The organism is Shewanella sp. SM32, from assembly GCF_025654235.1.
In the GTDB taxonomy this organism is placed as follows: domain Bacteria; phylum Pseudomonadota; class Gammaproteobacteria; order Enterobacterales; family Shewanellaceae; genus Shewanella; species Shewanella oncorhynchi.
In genome coordinates, this window is the sequence record NZ_JAKKRO010000004.1 from 74,748 (window position 1) to 92,747 (window position 18,000).

12 protein-coding genes and 1 pseudogene are annotated in these 18,000 nt (G+C 45.3%); 8 read left to right on the forward strand and 5 right to left on the reverse strand.

Features of this window, described 5'->3' with window-relative positions:
• Positions 1-99: 99 nt before the first annotated feature.
• Positions 100-1,800, reverse strand: a complete 1,701-nt coding sequence (locus L5M10_RS02710) for a methyl-accepting chemotaxis protein (protein ID WP_263254802.1) — start codon at positions 1,798-1,800, stop codon at positions 100-102.
• A gap of 346 nt (positions 1,801-2,146) precedes the next feature.
• On the opposite strand from L5M10_RS02710, the gene L5M10_RS02715 reads away from it, so the two are divergent.
• The 4 genes from L5M10_RS02715 (at position 2,147) to L5M10_RS02730 (ending at position 6,614) form a co-directional block, all read left to right on the forward strand.
• Positions 2,147-3,484 (forward strand): cysteine desulfurase, encoded by a 1,338-nt coding sequence (locus L5M10_RS02715; RefSeq protein ID WP_263254803.1) that lies wholly within the window; start codon positions 2,147-2,149, stop codon positions 3,482-3,484.
• Between the two features lie 84 nt (positions 3,485-3,568).
• Positions 3,569-4,015, forward strand: coding sequence for a SufE family protein (locus tag L5M10_RS02720; RefSeq protein WP_263254804.1), 447 nt, complete (start codon positions 3,569-3,571; stop codon positions 4,013-4,015).
• Positions 4,016-4,191: 176 nt separating this feature from the next.
• The gene (locus tag L5M10_RS02725) at positions 4,192-5,358 is read left to right on the forward strand and encodes a dipeptidase (protein ID WP_263179480.1); all 1,167 of its coding nucleotides are present in this window, start codon (positions 4,192-4,194) and stop codon (positions 5,356-5,358) included.
• Positions 5,359-5,441: 83 nt separating this feature from the next.
• On the forward strand, positions 5,442-6,614 hold the full coding sequence (locus L5M10_RS02730; RefSeq protein ID WP_173497297.1) for an AAA family ATPase: 1,173 nt from the start codon (positions 5,442-5,444) through the stop codon (positions 6,612-6,614).
• 25 nt (positions 6,615-6,639) lie between these two features.
• On the opposite strand, the pseudogene L5M10_RS02735 reads toward L5M10_RS02730, so the two are convergent.
• Positions 6,640-6,825 (reverse strand): annotated as a pseudogene (locus L5M10_RS02735) (cupin domain-containing protein); the annotation flags it as partial.
• A gap of 212 nt (positions 6,826-7,037) precedes the next feature.
• Positions 7,038-7,217, reverse strand: a complete 180-nt coding sequence (locus L5M10_RS24210; RefSeq protein ID WP_411569337.1) for a hypothetical protein — start codon at positions 7,215-7,217, stop codon at positions 7,038-7,040.
• Positions 7,218-7,397: 180 nt separating this feature from the next.
• On the opposite strand from L5M10_RS24210, the gene L5M10_RS02745 reads away from it, so the two are divergent.
• The gene (locus L5M10_RS02745) at positions 7,398-9,797 is read left to right on the forward strand and encodes a toxin-antitoxin system YwqK family antitoxin (RefSeq protein ID WP_263254805.1); all 2,400 of its coding nucleotides are present in this window, start codon (positions 7,398-7,400) and stop codon (positions 9,795-9,797) included.
• Between the two features lie 140 nt (positions 9,798-9,937).
• Here L5M10_RS02745 and L5M10_RS02750 read toward each other — a convergent pair whose 3' ends face one another.
• Both L5M10_RS02750 and L5M10_RS02755 read right to left on the reverse strand, forming a co-directional pair.
• Entirely contained in the window at positions 9,938-10,312 is a 375-nt protein-coding gene (locus tag L5M10_RS02750; RefSeq protein WP_105250128.1) for a PH domain-containing protein, read from the reverse strand.
• A 198-nt stretch (positions 10,313-10,510) separates the two neighbouring features.
• Positions 10,511-12,427, reverse strand: a complete 1,917-nt coding sequence (locus L5M10_RS02755) for a peptidase U32 family protein (protein WP_263184404.1) — start codon at positions 12,425-12,427, stop codon at positions 10,511-10,513.
• A gap of 203 nt (positions 12,428-12,630) precedes the next feature.
• Here L5M10_RS02755 and rluA point away from each other — a divergent pair, with 203 nt between their 5' ends.
• The 3 genes from rluA (at position 12,631) to L5M10_RS02770 (ending at position 17,935) form a co-directional block, all read left to right on the forward strand.
• Positions 12,631-13,308, forward strand: coding sequence for a bifunctional tRNA pseudouridine(32) synthase/23S rRNA pseudouridine(746) synthase RluA (rluA, locus tag L5M10_RS02760; protein WP_263236641.1), 678 nt, complete (start codon positions 12,631-12,633; stop codon positions 13,306-13,308).
• Between the two features lie 95 nt (positions 13,309-13,403).
• Entirely contained in the window at positions 13,404-13,865 is a 462-nt protein-coding gene (asnC, locus tag L5M10_RS02765) for a transcriptional regulator AsnC (protein ID WP_263236638.1), read from the forward strand.
• Between the two features lie 206 nt (positions 13,866-14,071).
• Positions 14,072-17,935, forward strand: coding sequence for a S8 family serine peptidase (locus tag L5M10_RS02770; RefSeq protein WP_263254806.1), 3,864 nt, complete (start codon positions 14,072-14,074; stop codon positions 17,933-17,935).
• The last annotated feature ends 65 nt before the right edge of the window (positions 17,936-18,000 follow it).

An 18,000-nucleotide genomic window follows, 5' to 3' on the forward strand; every position in this document is an offset into this window, starting at 1 on the left:
ATTGAGTTAAGACACAAATGAGGCTCAAGCTAAGATGAAGTGGCGCAGTTAAGTTAACCGCTGTCAGTCGTTGGCACACTGAATTATGGGCAAATACATTTAAACAACTCGCACCTTAAACTGCTGCATCGTTTCCCTCAATGAATTCGCCTGCTTAGACAGTGACTCGCTGGCTTTCGCGGTTTCGTTAGCGCTGCTGAGTACCAATTCACCCGAATCACGAATCGCATTAATGCGCTCACTAATATCTTCGGCGGTCACGGCTTGCTCCTCACTGGCGGTCGCGACTTGAGTATTAGCCTGAGTCAGTTCAGTCAACGCATCTAAAATTTCAAATAAGTGCAGCTTGGCTTGATTAACGAGCAGTGATGACTCACTGATTTGCTTATCGTTATTGGCGAAGGATTCGACTGAAGATTTGGCATCTTTCACGAGTGTTTGGATAAGATCGCTGATCTCCTGCGTGGCCGTTTGACTGCGCGTTGCCAATGCCCGCACTTCTTCGGCAACGACAGCAAAACCACGACCTTGATCTCCCGCCCGTGCCGCTTCAATCGATGCATTCAAAGCTAATAAGTTCGTCTGCCCCGCAATCGCATCGACCACTGAAACAAAGTTGAGGATTTTTCCCGTACTTGCCTGAACCTGTTGAATAAGTTGATTTGAATACTGGGCGCTGGCAACCAACTGCTTCGAGATTTTTTCGCTCGCATCGACAACTTCACAACTTTCTTTCACTTTATGCTCGGCTTGTCCCGCTGAATACGAAGCGGTTTCTGCACTACTCGCCACTTCAGTGATCGTTGCCGCCATTTGGGTCATAGAAGCGGCGACTTGGTCAGTGTTATCCTGCTGCCTCAACATAGCCTCACGATTATTCTCGGCCACCGCATTAAGCTCAGTCACCATAGAGGCAATTTCTTCACTTCGAGCAATCACTTGGCCAACAGTTTTACTTAAGGTCCACGCCATTTGATTCATACTGACGGTAAGTTCGCCTAATTCATCCTTGGAATCGACACGTAACTCCTGGTTAAAGTTGCCCTTTTCCATCATGGCGGCAGAATTACGTAACCGATTGATAGATTTGACCATGTATTGACTGCAAGCGATGCCAATCAATAATCCTATGACTAAAGACACTATCGAAATAATCGTTAAGCCATAAATCGCCCTGAGTTCTTCTTCCTCAGTCACAGAAACCGCAGTTTGGGTCATTTGCTCTAAACGCTCAACGAATTGCCTCAGCTCAGTATTAAATTCGTTTTGCGCAATCTCTAAAGATTCAACCCGCTTAGCCAAGGCTGCAGGTTCTTCTTTTTGCTGTATTCCAGTAATCACAGTGGCAAGCAGGGCTTCATAATTACCAAAACGTTGAATAATAGTGCCAATCTCTTGATTTAACTGCTGAGTTTTTTCATGTAATTGCGGATTTTCAGCCTCTTTTAATGCCTCATTGAGCATAGACTGAGTCGAGAGTAACTCCTTGCTAATGTCTTCATTGTGCTTGATAACATCCGCAATAAAAGCCACTAAAATTTGCTGGCTCGATGCGGTTTCAATGTCCGCGGCACGAAACGCTTTTTCTAAAATGACAGAGCTTTCAAGCTGCTTAATGGTGACGTCAGTTGATAATCTCACTAACGGAAGATTCTCTTCTGCAATGGCTTGAATTTCCTCCGATACACGCTGCATCTTCAACAAACTAAATCCAGACAAAATCAAGATCAGCACTAACATCACCCCAACGAGGGCGATCATCTTATGTTTAATCCGTAAGTCTTTTAAAAGCTTCACCATAAAACTACTCTCCAGCAAACACTGACAACGAAGGACGTCCAATTTAGAATAGTCGGAGTTTTAACTTTAGGTGGATGAATTAAGCGTAAAGTATTAGCTGAATTTAAAAGAAAAACTTAAACATTAGAAAAATCGCATCATAGCTAAGCTCAATGATGCGTTAGAGTCTAAAACCGTTTAAGGCGTGCGAAATATCTATTAGGCAACAGTTTGAACAGACCTTAGTGAAATTAGGCATTCAATACCACTGTCCGATAACAACACCTCAACAAACCGCTAAGACTTGCATTCACATGGCAGATCACAGAAGATCCCATGGCCTTTTTCATTGCCCTTAGCCTCGCCCATGACTCAACCTGCATCACCTACGCCAAATACTGTGACTAACACAGCGACGAATACTGTTACCTCACATCCTTCGGCAAGTGCCTCTCCTGATGCCACAGCGGTTCTTTGTTCATTAGAAGCAGAGCAGCGCAATGCTAAAATTAGGTCACAATTCCCAGCGTTAAATCAAATGCTTGATGGTTATCCCCTATGTTATCTCGACACCGCAGCCACCAGCCAGAAGCCGCAAATGGTGTTAGATGCGATGGCGCAGTTTTACGCTAATTACAATGCGAATGTACACCGTGCAGCGCATCAGTTATCAGCGCGTTCGACCTTAAGCTATGAAAACGTGCGCGATCAGTTGCAGCAATTTTTGAAGGCAAAACGCCGCGAAGAAATCATTTTTACCCACGGCACCACAGAATCAATCAACTTAGTCGCCTTTGGGCTGACTGCACAATTAAACGCTGGCGATGTGATATTAATCGACGCCGCCGCTCACCACGCCAATATAGTGCCTTGGCAGGAACTGGCGAAACGCACAGGGGCAATAATTAAACCAATCCCGCTCTGTCAGGATTGCCGCTTAGATATCAACGCCTATAAAACCTTGCTCGAGTTAAAGCCTAAAATCGTCGCCCTGTGCCATGTTTCCAACGCACTAGGTACAATCAATCCCGTGGCTCAGCTAGTGCAGTTAGCGAAAAAACAAGGTGCTATCACCTTAGTTGATGGCGCACAGGCAGTTGCGCATTTAACGCTGGATGTGACTGAAATCGATTGTGATTTTTACGTCTTCTCGGGGCATAAAATGTATGGTCCCACTGGTGTTGGCGTGCTTTACGGCCGTTTCGACGCGTTAGATAGTCTCGCGCCACTATTAACTGGCGGCGAGATGATTAAACGCGTGAGTTTTGAAGCGACAGAATTTGGCAACCTGCCGAATCGCTTAGAAGCGGGCACGCCGCCGATTGCTGAAGTCATAGGTTTGGGTGCGGCCATTACATTTTTACAAACCGAACTCATGCCGCAGGTTCAAGCTTATGAAGCTGAACTAGTTAACTATTTACAAAACCAATTGCGCGCGCTCGGTGAAGTGCACTTATACGGCGCCTTTGATGACAATATCGGTGTAGTCGCGTTTAATCTTGCCGGTGAACATCACCAAGATGTAGGCATTTTGCTGGACCAACAAGGGGTTGCCGTTCGTTGTGGCCATCATTGTGCCATGCCATTAATGCAGAGCCTGAATCTTAAGGGCTGTTGCCGCGCCTCTATCGGTATCTACACCAATAAAGACGATATCGACCGCTTTATTGCCGCGTTAGCCTCGGTAAAAGACTTGCTGCTGTAATCCAGCATTTAGCCACTGATCTACGCCACTCATACGATGCTCAAGATAAGTTACGCTCAAGTAAGTGAGACAGGATTTAGCCCTATGACAGATTCAATCATGCCTATGCCAAATGAAGCCGATTTTCACTATTTAGTCCAAGATGCCGAAACCTTACTGGCGCGTTTTACCAATGCCCCTAACTGGCAGGAAAGATATCGCCAAATTATGTTGTTAGGGAAAGACTTACCAAGCTTAAGCCCTGAGCTTCGCATCGAGACCGCTCAAGTAAAAGGCTGCGAGAGTGATGCGTGGATTTACCATCTAGAACAGGCTGGCAAACACTATTATTTAGCCGACAGCGATGCCCGCATCGTTAAGGGATTGATTGGATTATTGCTTGGCGCCTGCCATGGCAAAAGCCGCGCTGAAATCCAAGCATTTGATCCTACAGCTTACTTCAAACAATTGGGCCTAGAAGGTCAGCTCAGCCCATCGCGCACCAACGGCCTTAACTCACTGGCAAAAGCAATGCTTGAAGCCACTCGATAATCATAACCCGAGGGTTTTCATTTACTGCGACAAGCGATAATTGAAACCACTCGGCAACAACAAATAATCACAACTCTAGCTCAGGGGCAAAGGCCAAAAAAGGGATTTAATCAAAGACTTCTACGCCCTAAAAAGGTATAAAGAAGTTACATTTGCGTTATTGATAGGAACCGAGCATGCCCATCAAGGCAGTCAATCACTACCGTCGTACACTCCTTAAAGGTCTTGGCGCAGCAACTCTGTTAAGTCCACTCGCCAGTTTACCTAGCTTTGCCGCCGCACAGAGGCGGATATATGTCGATGGTTTATCTTTCCTTCCCGATGACTTAAGTGATGTAACTGCCGCTAAGCTCGATGCCTATCTTTGCGATATTTCGGCTATTGAGACCATAGAACAAGCCGATGGCACTCAAAACTACAAACGCACCTATAAAGCTTGTATGGAAAGCATTAAGCAGGCCGCTAAACGGGTGAGCGATCATCCCGATATTTTGTTGCAAGGCCTGAGGGGACGAGATATTCAACGTGCACGCGACAGCCAGCGCACTGCGGTATACTTTCAAATCCAAGGCGCAGATTGTGTCGAAGAAGACAGTGAAGCTAACCAGTGGGCGCGGGTAGATGAGTTTCATCAACAAGGGCTACGCGTACTGCAACTCACCCACCATTACGGCAATACCTTTGCCGGTGGCGCCTTAGATAATGATGCCAGTGGCGGACTCAATAAACCACTCACGGCCCACGGGCACGAGCTTATCGCCAAACTCAATCACGCCAATATCTTAGTCGATGTGAGTCACTCCAGCGCTCAAACCGCTTTAGATGTCGCAAAAATCACTAAATCACCCATAGTGCAAAGCCACGGCGCAGCGCGCGGTATAGTAAACCATGCCCGTTGTTCCCCCGATGAAGTGATCCGCGCCATCGGCGATAGCGGCGGCGTATTCGGCGTATTTATGATGAGTTTCTGGCTTACCAATAATGCCGTGCCCACGATTGATGATTATATTCGACAACTGGAATACGTTATGCGTGTTGGTGGAGTGGACTGCGTGGCAATCGCTAATGACTTCCCGCTCCGAGGCCAAGAAAACCTACTGGCACTCGGCAATGACAACGCCAAAGGCATTAAAGAATATCAAGAATGGTGGTACAGCCTGAGGGCGAAAGGCGTGCTAGGTTTTGATGCAGAGCCCAGACATGTAGTGATCCCCGAGCTGAATCATATCGATCGCATGAGCCGTATCGACGATGCCTTAGCCAAGGCGCGCTTTAAATCTACCGACCGCGACCGTTTTATGGGTGGTAACTGGCAAAGAGTGCTCAACAAAGTGCTACTGTAAATGCCATTGTTTTATCGTCATGTTTAATTTACTTTGTCGATAAATTTACTGACTTATCAGCTCATTTCAGTCTTGGATATTCTATGCTGACCACACTCGCTATTTTCAATTATCGCTCTCTGCGTGAAATCGTCTTGCCCCTAGGGCAACTCAATTTGATCACTGGGGCGAATGGCAGTGGTAAATCGAATCTATACAAGGCACTACGTTTACTCGCACAAACGGCGCAAGGCGGCGTTGTCAATGCTTTAGCCCAAGAAGGCGGACTCGACTCCAGCTTTTGGGCGGGACCAGAAAACCCCACCAAAAGTATGCTAGCGGGCGACACCGCCATTGAAGCCACCGTCAGGCAAGCGCCAAAACGCTTAAAACTCGGCTTTGCTGGCGAGGACTTTAGCTATCTTATTGAACTCGGTTTACCTAAACCCGACGCCACCACGCTGTTTGGCTTAGATCCACAAATCAAGCGCGAAGCCATTTGGAACGGACCTAAGTATCGACCCTCAACTGTATTGGTTGAGCGCCGTGGTCCTATGGTAAAGAGTCGCAGTGCTGACGGACAAGGCTGGATAACCTTAGGCGCACACCTGCAAAGCGGCGATAGTATTTTTACCGAACTTGCCGATCCAGAGCGCAGCCCTGAAGTGCTAAAACTTCGCGATAGTATCCGCGCATGGCGCTTTTACGATCACTTCAGAACCGATGCAGAAGCGCCAGCCCGTCGTCCACAATTAGGTACAGCCACGCCAGTATTGCACCACGATGGGCGCGACCTTGCATCAGCAATTCAAACCATTTTTGAGATAGGTGATAAAACGGCTTTTGACCATGCGGTCAGCGATGCGTTTCCCGGTGCAGAGGTTCGCATTGAACCTCAAGAGGGCGGCATTTTAGTGCTCGCATTTCATCAGCATGGTTTATTAAGGCCACTCAATGCCAGTGAATTGTCGGATGGCACCCTGCGCTATTTGCTGTTAATCGCCGCCCTACTGACCCCAAGACCGCCAGAGCTTATGGTGTTAAATGAGCCAGAAACTAGCCTACATCCCGACTTATTACCTGCGCTTGCACGCTTAATCGCTAAGGTATCGGAAGAGTGCCAGTTGTGGGTGGTTTCCCATGCTAATCGGCTTATTAATGCCTTAAGCCAATTTGAACACTGCAATACCTTGGCCTTAGACAAAACCTTAGGCCAAACGCAGATCCAAGGCCAAGACTTACTCAATACACCCAGTTGGCTATGGCAGAATCGTTAACCTGTAGCCTTAGCCTTAACCTTAATCAATCGTAAAATACCGCAAGCCATAGGGTTTCTGAACTTATAGAAGTCGAAGCGACTCGATGTTTTTGATGGGGCGGAATCGTTAAGTAATCACCAGGAGTTAGCGTAACGGGTTCACCTTGTTCAAATTCAAGCGTCGCCTCGCCTTTGAGCAGCATCACCCATTCATGTTGAGTTTGATCGTATCATTGACCTTCGGGTAGATACCCAAACCACCTGAAGATGCAGGATTCAGCGGGAATTTAACGCACTTTAGGCAAGGCGGCTATTTGCAGACCTAGTGGACTAAGTTAAAAATAGCCAACACGGCATAAAGTGCGTTAAAACCCGCCGAGACGGAGCGCCTAGGGCACTCCACTTCCGTGTTGCATCAATTTAAAAGGTGGCCGACATTCTGTCATTGATGCGCCTTGAATTGAAGCACCTTAGGCGCTCTGAAACTCGTATATTCAGGTAGCTTGGGTATATGCCCATTGGAAACGATGCGTTCTATGGTCACAGTGTCATTACCCGCCAGTTTTTCAAACACTTCGGCCGATAAATCTGTGGGTAATTTTGTAAAAAAGTTATCAAGCATTTTGTCTTTATTCCTCTGCTTTTATTAATGTGCCACTCTGATTAAACGGTATTTTGAGCAATCAAGCATTGAGAAACGAATCCATAAACCGCTATGATATGCGCACAGAAATACTCAATTGCCATGAGTATCCCTCAGATAAGCTTATTGTTTTACATATGGATATGGAGATTTCCCCCAATGTCGTTGTTTCGCGCACTCAAAGCCAAGTTATTTCCCTCAAACCAAACTAGCCGCGCTCCAAAAGACATTCATCTTCAAACTGAATCACAAACACTCAGCCAAGAACAAGATTTAACGCAGGAGCCGTCAGTCGCTGCACCGCTATTCCAGCGCTACTTCAGCTTAAAAATCCATGCGACAAAGGCAGACGCAGCTTCTTGCGAAGAAAATGCCGACCACAGCTTAACTCTCTATCACTACGATACGCCCCAAGTCATAGAACTCTTGGGCTGGGAAAACGCCAATGAATGCTGCGAATTCCACCATACCGAATTCGACCGCCTCGAAATCAGCAATCAATTCCCTTTCCCCGAGCAGCACTTTTGGCTCGACAAGGTAAAAGTGTGCAGTATCACCCCCAAAAAGAACAGCCAAATAAAGGCGTTGTGGCAAGTTGAGCTTAACAATCTCGATGCATTATTGATAAGCCACTTTACCCTCGATGCTGACAATATAGTGCAAGGCGATATTCAAGATTACGCCAGCCTAACAGGCCAACTGCACCGCACTTTTCACCAACTCAATACTGAAGAAGGTGCAGGTATACTTAGAATCATCACCCAAAGCCCAGGGCTTACCCAAGCCGTCGATTCAAACTATTTTGGCGAACGTAATGGTGTGACCCGCCAATTCAATGCCCTAGGTACCCTGTTATTTGAAGGCAACTTTATTAATGATCAGCAACTTGGAACACAAACGTGGTACGACCATGAGGGCAAGATCAATCAAATAGAAGATCGCCATCCCCAAGGTCAATTTATTCAATACTTTTATGGCAATGGTCAGCTTAAAGAAACCGCCGAACAAGATAGCAATGGCTATTATATCAATACGTTAACTCGCTACTATGAATCTGGACAAATACAGCTGATCCGGCCCTTAGTGCAAGATGTTATCCACGGAATTGAAAAACAATATTACCCTGATGGTTCACTAGAAGCTGAAAGATATTACAACCAAGGCTATGAATATGAAGCCGTTTGGTATCATCCCAATGGAGCGATTAAACAAAAAGTGTTTAACGATGTGACGGGCAAAGTCATTGAAGAATTTTACGACTCAGGTAAGCCTGCATGGCGTGAACCCTTCAATACCGAAGGCCAATTACATGGCGAACATGTAAAATGGTATCCCAATGGTCAAATTGAAGAAAAAATCTATTTTGAGGATGGTAAAGAACAAGGCATGGCCCTTTGGTATCATGACAATGGTCAACTCGCCCTTGAGATCTATCTTGAAAAGGGACTCAGGGAAGGTCTATTTAGAAGCTATTATAAAAGTGGCGTGCTTTCGGCCGAAGGCCAATATAAAAATAACCTCTCGGTAGCCCCTTTTATTGAATACCACGAAAACCAGCAAATTCAGATGTACTTACCGCACACACGGGGCAACCGTGATGGCACTGCTCGCTGGTTTTATGAAGATGGCACGATACGTACAATTTCTGAATATGAAGTTCGTGATGGCCAAGGCTACCTCAAAGAGTCCAGCTTTTATAATAACAAAGGGATCCTCGAATCCTACCAGAGTCACTCGAATACCCGCTGCGGCTATAATCTTGATAATAATCAAAGGGAATACTATCAAGAAGGTATTGCCGATACTCGCATCGAATACTATGAAGATGGCGCCATTCGCTGGTTACTCACCCGTACGCAAGGGGATTTATTTAGCTCTAAATCCTTATCCCCTCAAGGTTTAATTTTAGAAACTGGCACAATCCAAATTACTAATGGTCGTTACCTCGATATCGGCCATTGGCAACGTTTTACGCCCCAAGGACAAGTGTACCGCGAAGCCTGGCTAGATGAACAAGGCCAACTGATAGAAAGCCGCCACTACTTTGATTTTCATGAAAATATAGCTACTCAGGAAGATGAAGAACCTGAATGGGATAGCCCAGAAAATCCTAGTTATGGCTATGATGAAGACGATGCTGATGGGCAAAGTAACGGACCAAATAATCGTTCGGATGACAGCGAACATCATGCTAGCAATAGTAGCAATAACGCATATTTATCTCGTCAGAAGTATCACGCACCCAATGGCAATACCACGACAAAACAGCATGAAGATAAAACAATAGCAGTAGATGTCGCCGCTCACACCAAAGAACCCATATTGGCTTATCACTTAAAATTTGATGATGAAAGCAAGCTTTATGCAATGAAACGCTATCACCCCAATCGCCAGATTGCCGAAGAAGGTAATTTACAAATTCAGGGACAGGAGCAATTCTGGGTCGGCATCCACAATCAATACGATGAGCAAGGCAAACTCAAGCTTTCCGAAACCTATACTATGGCGGGCGAACCGATAGAGCACTCCACTAGCACAAGTAGGATAGTGTTAAATTAATCAAGCAGATTTGAATCACACTCGATAGCGAGGATAGGTAAGCCCAGATAAAACTTGGCTTACCTTACTCACATTAACCGTCAGCTTGCGATAACAATTCCAAGCTTGATAGCACTAAAACTTAAGCCGCTGCACTAAAATTAAAGTGCAAAAGTGGCAATAGTCTTTTGAATACCCACGACATCCGTGCCACGCTTGAGCTCTTTGACTAAAGGTTCGCTCTGGCCTGAAATCCAAATTTTAAGCTCGGCATCCATATCAAAATGCCCTGTCGTTTCCACTTCAAAATGGGTAATGGATTTATAAGGTATTGAATGGTAAGTAACCTTCTTGCCTGTAAGTCCCTGCTTATCAATTAAGATCAGGCGTTTATTGGTGAAAATAAACAAATCACGGATCACTTTGTAGGCGAGTTTTAATTCTTCTTGAATGCCCATGATAGGCCTTAATTCCTCGGCTAATTCCTGTAAATCAACCTCAGCAGCATTACCGAGTAAACCGTCTAACAATCCCATTTTAACATCCCTTATTATTGATATTATTTTCAATAAGATATCTGCTCATTACCGCATGTGCAATATAAGGCTTTGATGAAAATATGAGAGTGGCAATGGTGAGGGCAACATAGATATAGGTAGGCAAATTAAGCGCGCGGATGCAGGCTGAATGGGTGTGAGGAGCATTACACTCTGCAATGCTCCTAATGACAAATATTAAAGGTGCTTCTGGCCTCGCACTTGACGGTTTTCGCCGACCACCATCATTTCGCATTTAGGACAGTCAAAGACTAACTTGAGTACATCATTGCCGATTTCAAGCACCATAGGATCGGCCTTGATCCCCGGCACTTCTTTCGGACACAGATTGAAGTTAAAGCGTAGGCAATGCTTAGTGATCATCAATGGCACATCTTCGGTAACGCCATTTTTCTCATAGGTATCTTGAATTTCAATCACGCCGTGGCGTTGATAAAAATCCTTAGCTTTTTCGTTAGCAACATTACCTAAGTAACTCAAATGCTTGACGGGATAGACTGCATCTTGGTTATGCTTCCACGGCAATGGACGCACATAACCTTGCACACGAGCAGCCTCTAGAGCGGCCACACCATCACGGCGCAGACCATTGAGCACTGATGCAGGCAAGAACCAAGCTTGGGCCGTATCGATACTGATGCTACGGGCAACAAAGTCGGTACTGCCGAGCTTACCCAGCTGAGTACGGGTATTTTGTAAGGTCTTATCGACATCAGTCGCAGGTGTCTTCTCGACCACTAAATTCACTGTGGCGGTTAGGCCATAGATATCGGTCAATGTCAGTGCGAGTCCGTCTTGGGTGTCACTCAACCGTAAATCGACGCCGATAATCCGCTTAGAAGATTCTTTCGATAGCAGGGCTTCGAAGGCTTGGTTATGGTTACGATATAAAGTCATGCCGACCTTTAAATCCTTTGGCACCTGCAATATATGCAGTTTTAACCCTTCGGCACGGTTAACCCGCAGGCCTTGCAGCTTGTCATCGGATTGTTTTGCCATAGCAAAATTCGCGGGGAAAAACGCTAAGCCATCGCCGTTATTAAACTCATGGCTAGAGCTCACTTGGATAAAGTCTTTACCTATGCTGACCACTTTACCGACTTCTTCGCCTATGTATTTGGGCGAGCGGAAATCTTTAATTCCTTGGCTACGTTCGTTAACAAAGTAATCTGTGCTGCCACGGTTAAAGGTCTTTTCAGGATCCGGGGTAAAACTATGTTCGCAGCGGCCGTGGGACGAAGCCTTAAACTCAGGGCGACGCGCCATAATCGCATCCAACTTTTGGCGATAATGCGCAGTGACGTTTTTAACGTAACTTAAATCTTTTAAGCGACCTTCAATCTTAAACGAGCGAATGCCCGCATCGATTAGCGCCTCAAGGTTTTCGGTTTGGTTGTTGTCTTTTAAAGACAATAAGTGTTCATTCTGCGCTAATACATCCCCTTGACGGGTTTTAAGATTCCCTGGCAGGCGGCACATTTGCGAGCATTCACCGCGGTTAGCACTGCGGTTACTAAAGGAATGACTCAAGTTACACAAACCACTGTAAGCCACGCACAAAGCACCGTGGATAAAGAATTCGAGTTGCATATTAGTATGCGCGGCGACATCACGGATTTGGCTTAAGCCCAATTCACGGGCAAGCACCACCTGAGAAAAACCAACTTGCTCTAAAAACGCCACTTTTTCTGGACTGCGGTTATCCATTTGGGTACTGGCATGCAGGGCAATCGGCGGCAAATTGAGCTGCAATACGCCCATATCCTGCACAATCAGCGCATCAGCTCCCGCTTCGTACAATTGCCAAATGAGTTTTTCGGCGTCGGCCAGTTCGTTATCCATCAAAATGGTATTGAGGGCGACGAATACCTGAGCATGATATTGATGAGCATAAGTGCACAGGCGCGCGATATCTTCAACACTGTTACCCGCCGTTGCCCGCGCACCAAATGCAGGACCACCTATGTATACCGCATCGGCACCATGGCGTATGGCTTCGATACCGTAGTCAGCATTTTTTGCAGGCGCCAATAACTCAAGACGGTTATGGACGTGAGAAAGATTCTCGGGAGTGTATATCTCTGGCTGGCTCATGGCTTCACAGACTCAAAATGATCATTAACGAAAAGGACAGGAGTATAACAAAAACTCAAATACAGCTCTATCAGCAAATCATCAACTAATCCGCTTTACTTTTGTCAGCGAGGATAATAGCACAACCGATCTTTGGGCCTCACACTTGCACCCTCAAGCCGAGCAGAGTATCTTTGCCCCGCATTGACGAATAGGCACTATTTATGACTGATTTTATTTACCAACCACCGACCACTCCTTGGCTCGATATTCTTTATCAAGATAAAGACATTATCGTCATCAACAAACCTTCAGGATTGTTGTCTGTGCCCGGTCGCGACCCCGCCCATTACGACAGTGTCTATGCTCGAGTAAAAGCTGAGCATCCCCATTGCCAAATCGTCCATCGCCTCGATATGGCGACTTCTGGCGTGATCGTTGTCGCCCTTATTCGTAGCGCCGAGCGGGAATTAAAACGTCAGTTCCACGATAGAGAAACCAGCAAAACCTATTATGCAAGGGTTGCAGGCCATGTCAAAAATGACACTGGCAGCGTTGATTATCCACTGATCTGCGACTGGCCAAATCGCCCTAAACAGAAAGTCGATCATCTTGTTGGCAAACCGTCTTTGACTCACTACCAAGTAATGAGCCGCGCCAAACGCTCAACGCTGGTTAAACTGACGCCAATCACAGGCCGCTCACACCAATTACGGGTGCATATGATGGCGCTAGGACATCCGATCTTAGGTGATGGTTTTTATGCCGACTCACTGGCAAAATCCTTAGCGCCTCGACTATTACTACATGCAGCAGAGCTCACCATCAAACATCCCTACTCAGGTGTCAGTATGACTTTTAGCACAAAAGTCCCTTTTTGTGAGCCTTTGGGCGAACAATGATCACTAAAATCAAATAATACGGGCAAAATCGGTAGCAATTCCCCATAAAAAAACGTAACTTTATGACAATTCACTACGTTATAGAGAGTTTATTTATGGATACCGCATTTCAGCGCGATCAACTCGATAATCATATCCTCGAAGCCCTAATGCAGGATGCCCGCACACCCTTTGCCGAACTCGCTAAACGCTTTAGCGTTAGCGCCGGCACTATCCATGTTCGGGTAGAAAAAATGAAGCAAGCGGGGATCATTACAGGTGCGCAGATCACGGTAAACCCTAAAGCCCTAGGCTATGACGTTTGCTGTTTTATCGGTATCAACCTTAAAAGTGCTGGCGATTACCCCGCAGCTATCGCCAAACTCAACGCTCTCGAAGAAGTCGTCGAAGCCTATTACACCACAGGCAACTACAGTATTTTCGTCAAGGTCATGTGCCAATCCATCGACAGCTTACAACACGTGCTCATCAATCGCATTCAATCTATCGATGAAATCCAGTCGACAGAAACCTTGATCAGCCTACAAAACCCAATCGTCAGAGCGGTTAAACCTTAAACAGGAAAAACAGCAAACACCTACAAACAACATAACAAATACCAAAGTGTGATTAACATCTTTTTTACCGCAAAAGTGTTAACCATACGATACTTTTGTGTTACAACTTCATTGCTGACACCAAAGAGTGCAGCAAAAACTATAACAATTCAGCTACGGGCACGTTTAATAAAGTGCTGAAAGCATTAATTGACAAGGAAGAAGTTGTGAAGACAAAACTATCGATCGCTATCTCCGCTGCACTACTCTCAAGCGCAGCTATTGCTAACAGTGAATTTACATTTAAACCTTACTCTCCAGAAATAAGCGCGCATGATAAATATACTAAACAGCAAACATCAGCCACTAACCTCGATGCTCCACAACGTTTTATTGTTGAGATGGAATCTCCTGCACTAGCTAAGTATAGAGGCGGCATCGGCAACTTCGCAGCAACAGCTTTAAATTCGAAAAAAGAAAAACTAGATATTCAATCTACTAATGTCAAAAGCTATTCAAGTCACCTAGCTAAAGAGCAAAACGCTTTTGCTAGCAATTTAGCTAAAATTGCGCCAAATGCAAAAGTGGAACGTCATTTCCAAACACTTTTTAACGGTATAACAGTTGTTGGCCAAGGACTAAGTGTTGAAAAAATAGCCAAAATGCCTGGAGTGAAAGCTGTATACCCAGAGGCTATATATGAAACTAGCATGGATGCATCACACCAAGTGATTAATACCCCGGCTATGTGGGAAGCCGTTTCCGGCATGGCTAATGCGGGCAAAGGAATGAAAGTTGCTATTATTGATGGCGGTATTCGTCCGGAAAATCCCATGTTTACCGATGCAGGCTTCACAGCCCCCAGCGGTAGTCGACCATCGGATGACTACTGCTCGACTGTCGATGCTTCATTCTGTAACAACAAGCTGATCGTTGCGCGTTGGTCACAGCCAACATCACCTGTGTGTCCTAATGAATACATGAGTCCACTTAGCTATGGTGGTCACGGAACTCACGTTGCAGGTACCGCTGTCGGTAACAAGATATCAACTACTTATAAAGATATTCCCGTTCAACTATCTGGCGTAGCACCAGCAGCTTACCTTATGGTCTACAAGGCTCTTTACAGTAAGCCTGATTGCACAGGCGGAACCGGCTCTAACATCATGTTAATGGAAGCCTTAGAGCATGCTGTTAATGATGGTGCAGATGTAATCAACAACTCATGGGGGGGAAGTGCTGGTAGTGATCCAGCTAGCAGCCCATACAAAACCATGTTTGAAGCTGCAGAAGCTGCGGGTGTTGTTGTAGTTAGCGCTGCCGGTAACGATGGTAATGGTCCTCAAACTATCGGCTGCCCTGCTTGTATTGAATCAGGAATAACTGTTGCTAACACTACAACAGGGCGTTTTTTCGCTAATAGCTTTAATACCGGTAGTGGTGATTTACTTGCTATCCCAAGTTCTGATGCAGTGCTTTCAGAAGATATTACCGCTCCAGTGATTGCGGCCGTTAATTTAGATGCTGAAAATGCCAATGGTTGTGATGCCTTTGCTGCGGATTCATTCAAAGATGGCATTGCATTGATTTCTCGCGGAACATGTAACTTCTCATTAAAAGCCACAAACGCAAAAGCTGCAGGCGCTAAAGCCCTTGTAGTTTATAACAATGCGGCAGGTGCACCAACGACTATGTCTATGCCTGGTGAACCATTCCCTGCAGTCATGATTACGAAAGATGCAGGTTTAGCCGTAATTGAAGCCATGGGAGATGCTGCAACAACAGGTACGATAGTTGCAAAAACTAAACGCATCATGGTTTCTGAACTTGCTGATAACCTAAATAGCACCAGTTCACGCGGTCCTGATGGCAACCAAAATATTCTTAAACCGGATATTGCAGCACCTGGTACCAACATTCTGTCAGCTTTTTCTCCTGATGATGGTGGTGAAGACTTTAATATGATCTCTGGCACCAGTATGGCAAGCCCGCACGTAGCAGGTGCTGCAGCTATGATGCGTCAATTACATCCAGATTGGTCTGCAAACGATATTAAAACTGCTTTAACATCAACAGCTAAATTTGATGATATTTTAGATGATGATGCAACAACACCAGCCACACCATTTGGTATGGGTGCTGGACGTATGGATTTAGATGCTGCAGCCAAAGCTATATTAACGTTCGACAAACCATCCATCGCATCAGACTCTTGTGTTGGTCCATGTACTTTCACTCGAACGGTATATAACAAGAGTGACGCAAAAACATCTTGGAACTTATCAACTTCATCCGATAGTACAGGTATAACAGTATCACCTTCTAGCTTAGAACTTGCCGCAGGAGCCTCTGCCACGTTTACTGTAACCGTTGACTCAACTTTCGCAGAATATGGTGAGTGGATTTTTGGTAATGTAATGATAAGCAGCACCGAAGGACTGCAAGATGCTCACTTACCTTTGGCTGTGTTAGCTAAAGAGTCAAGTGATGCCTCACTGATTTCGACTATGAGCAAGAAAACCGAACTTAACGCAACCGATGCGATTCCAATATCAGTTGTGATTAACAATAACTCATTTGACAGTACAGTAACTATTACAGCGCAAGCACCAGAAGGCACGAAACTAACATCGAAAGATGATGTAAAAGTTAGCTTAGCTGGCGCGACGCAAAATGGTTTACAAATCAACGAAGATATAGGCAACATTACTTGGGTTGGGTCACTTAATCTTCCTAAAATGACGACAACTAAGGGCTCTGCTGGTTTCCCAAGCATAGTGAGTCTAGGGGTCAAACCAATTACTTGTCCAGAAGGTTGTGATGAACAAGCATTCACCTTTACTGTGCCTAGCTTTAAATACAATGGTGTTAGCTATACCAGCATCACTATGTCTGACAATGGTCTAGCGATTGTTGGAGGAGGAAGTGCAAGTGGTACATTTGCGAACAAAAAGCTACCTGATGGCAGTAACCCAAATAACATTTTAGCGCCCTTCTGGTCAGATTTTGATTTATCAGATAAATCTGCTGGCGATACTGGCGGTGGTGACTTAGCCGTTGGTGTATTCACAGATGATGATGGAGTTAAATGGTTAGCTTTAGAGTGGAATAAAGGCCAACTCTATGGTGATACATCAAATACACCTTATACGTTTAGCATTTGGATTAAGACAGGTAATACTGAAGAGGTTGTATTCAATTACATAAATATTCCAAATATGCCTTCAAACGTCACTATCGGCGCTGAAAATATAGGCGGAACAATTGGAACAACTTACCACTTTAATGGTGAAGGTGATTCGGTTGTAACAGGTAATACATTGACGCTGAAAAACACAACGGCAGGTAATGTTACTATCGACTATCTGGCTAAAGCGACAGAATTCTCCTTTGGCACTGGCGATATGGCAGAGGCTACAGAAGAAACCTCAATAGAAATTGATTTGCTCGCAAATGATATCAATCCAGATCAAAAAGTTGCTCGCGCATCAATCACAGGCAATGGCATAACCGCCAGTGCACAGCGTGTTTTGGATATTGCTCCTGTAGGTACATTGTCTAAAGCAACTGTAGTAGACGCACCTGCCAATGGTACTGTCACTATCAGTGAAGCTGGCATTGCAACTTATCAGCCTAAGAAAGACTTCTTTGGCACCGATAGCTTCACTTACAGCGTCGAAGATGCCGATGGCAACGTATCAAAAGCGACTAAAGTGACTGTGACAGTTGCTAATGTCAATGATGCACCAACTGTCGCCCCAACAGGAGAAACCTTGCCTACAGGCCAAAAAATCACCGTCATGTCAAATGCTAAAGATGTCGATGGCGATGCACTCACCTATATTTGGACACAGACATCAGGTCCTACAGTGACTTTTGATCCTGCAGCAAAAAATATTAGCTTTACCCCAAAAGAGCAGGGAACCTATACATTTACTGTTATTGCGAATGATGGCACATTAAACAGTAATACTGGTGAAGTGACTGCGGTTGCTGCACCAAATAAAAATACAGACAATGGAGGAGGTTCACTCGGTTGGCTAACCGCCTTATTGTTACCAATGGCGGCAATGCGCCGTCGTATGAAGTAACGAGTTGTTGACAGTAAATAGGGAGCCTTAATGGCTCCCTTTTTCTATTAAGCTCTAAAGAAATA

What these genes read in the sequence shown, in the direction of transcription:
- L5M10_RS02750 (WP_105250128.1), bottom strand. Translation starts at nt 10,312, where the DNA reads ATGGGATTGTTAGACGGTTTACTCGGTAATGCTGCTGAGGTTGATTTA.
- L5M10_RS02730 (WP_173497297.1), top strand. Translation starts at nt 5,442, where the DNA reads ATGCTGACCACACTCGCTATTTTCAATTATCGCTCTCTGCGTGAAATC.
- rluA (WP_263236641.1), top strand. Translation starts at nt 12,631, where the DNA reads ATGACTGATTTTATTTACCAACCACCGACCACTCCTTGGCTCGATATT.
- L5M10_RS02745 (WP_263254805.1), top strand. Translation starts at nt 7,398, where the DNA reads ATGTCGTTGTTTCGCGCACTCAAAGCCAAGTTATTTCCCTCAAACCAA.
- L5M10_RS02725 (WP_263179480.1), top strand. Translation starts at nt 4,192, where the DNA reads ATGCCCATCAAGGCAGTCAATCACTACCGTCGTACACTCCTTAAAGGT.
- L5M10_RS02755 (WP_263184404.1), bottom strand. Translation starts at nt 12,427, where the DNA reads ATGAGCCAGCCAGAGATATACACTCCCGAGAATCTTTCTCACGTCCAT.
- L5M10_RS02720 (WP_263254804.1), top strand. Translation starts at nt 3,569, where the DNA reads ATGACAGATTCAATCATGCCTATGCCAAATGAAGCCGATTTTCACTAT.
- L5M10_RS02715 (WP_263254803.1), top strand. Translation starts at nt 2,147, where the DNA reads ATGACTCAACCTGCATCACCTACGCCAAATACTGTGACTAACACAGCG.
- L5M10_RS02710 (WP_263254802.1), bottom strand. Translation starts at nt 1,800, where the DNA reads ATGGTGAAGCTTTTAAAAGACTTACGGATTAAACATAAGATGATCGCC.
- L5M10_RS24210 (WP_411569337.1), bottom strand. Translation starts at nt 7,217, where the DNA reads ATGCTTGATAACTTTTTTACAAAATTACCCACAGATTTATCGGCCGAA.
- asnC (WP_263236638.1), top strand. Translation starts at nt 13,404, where the DNA reads ATGGATACCGCATTTCAGCGCGATCAACTCGATAATCATATCCTCGAA.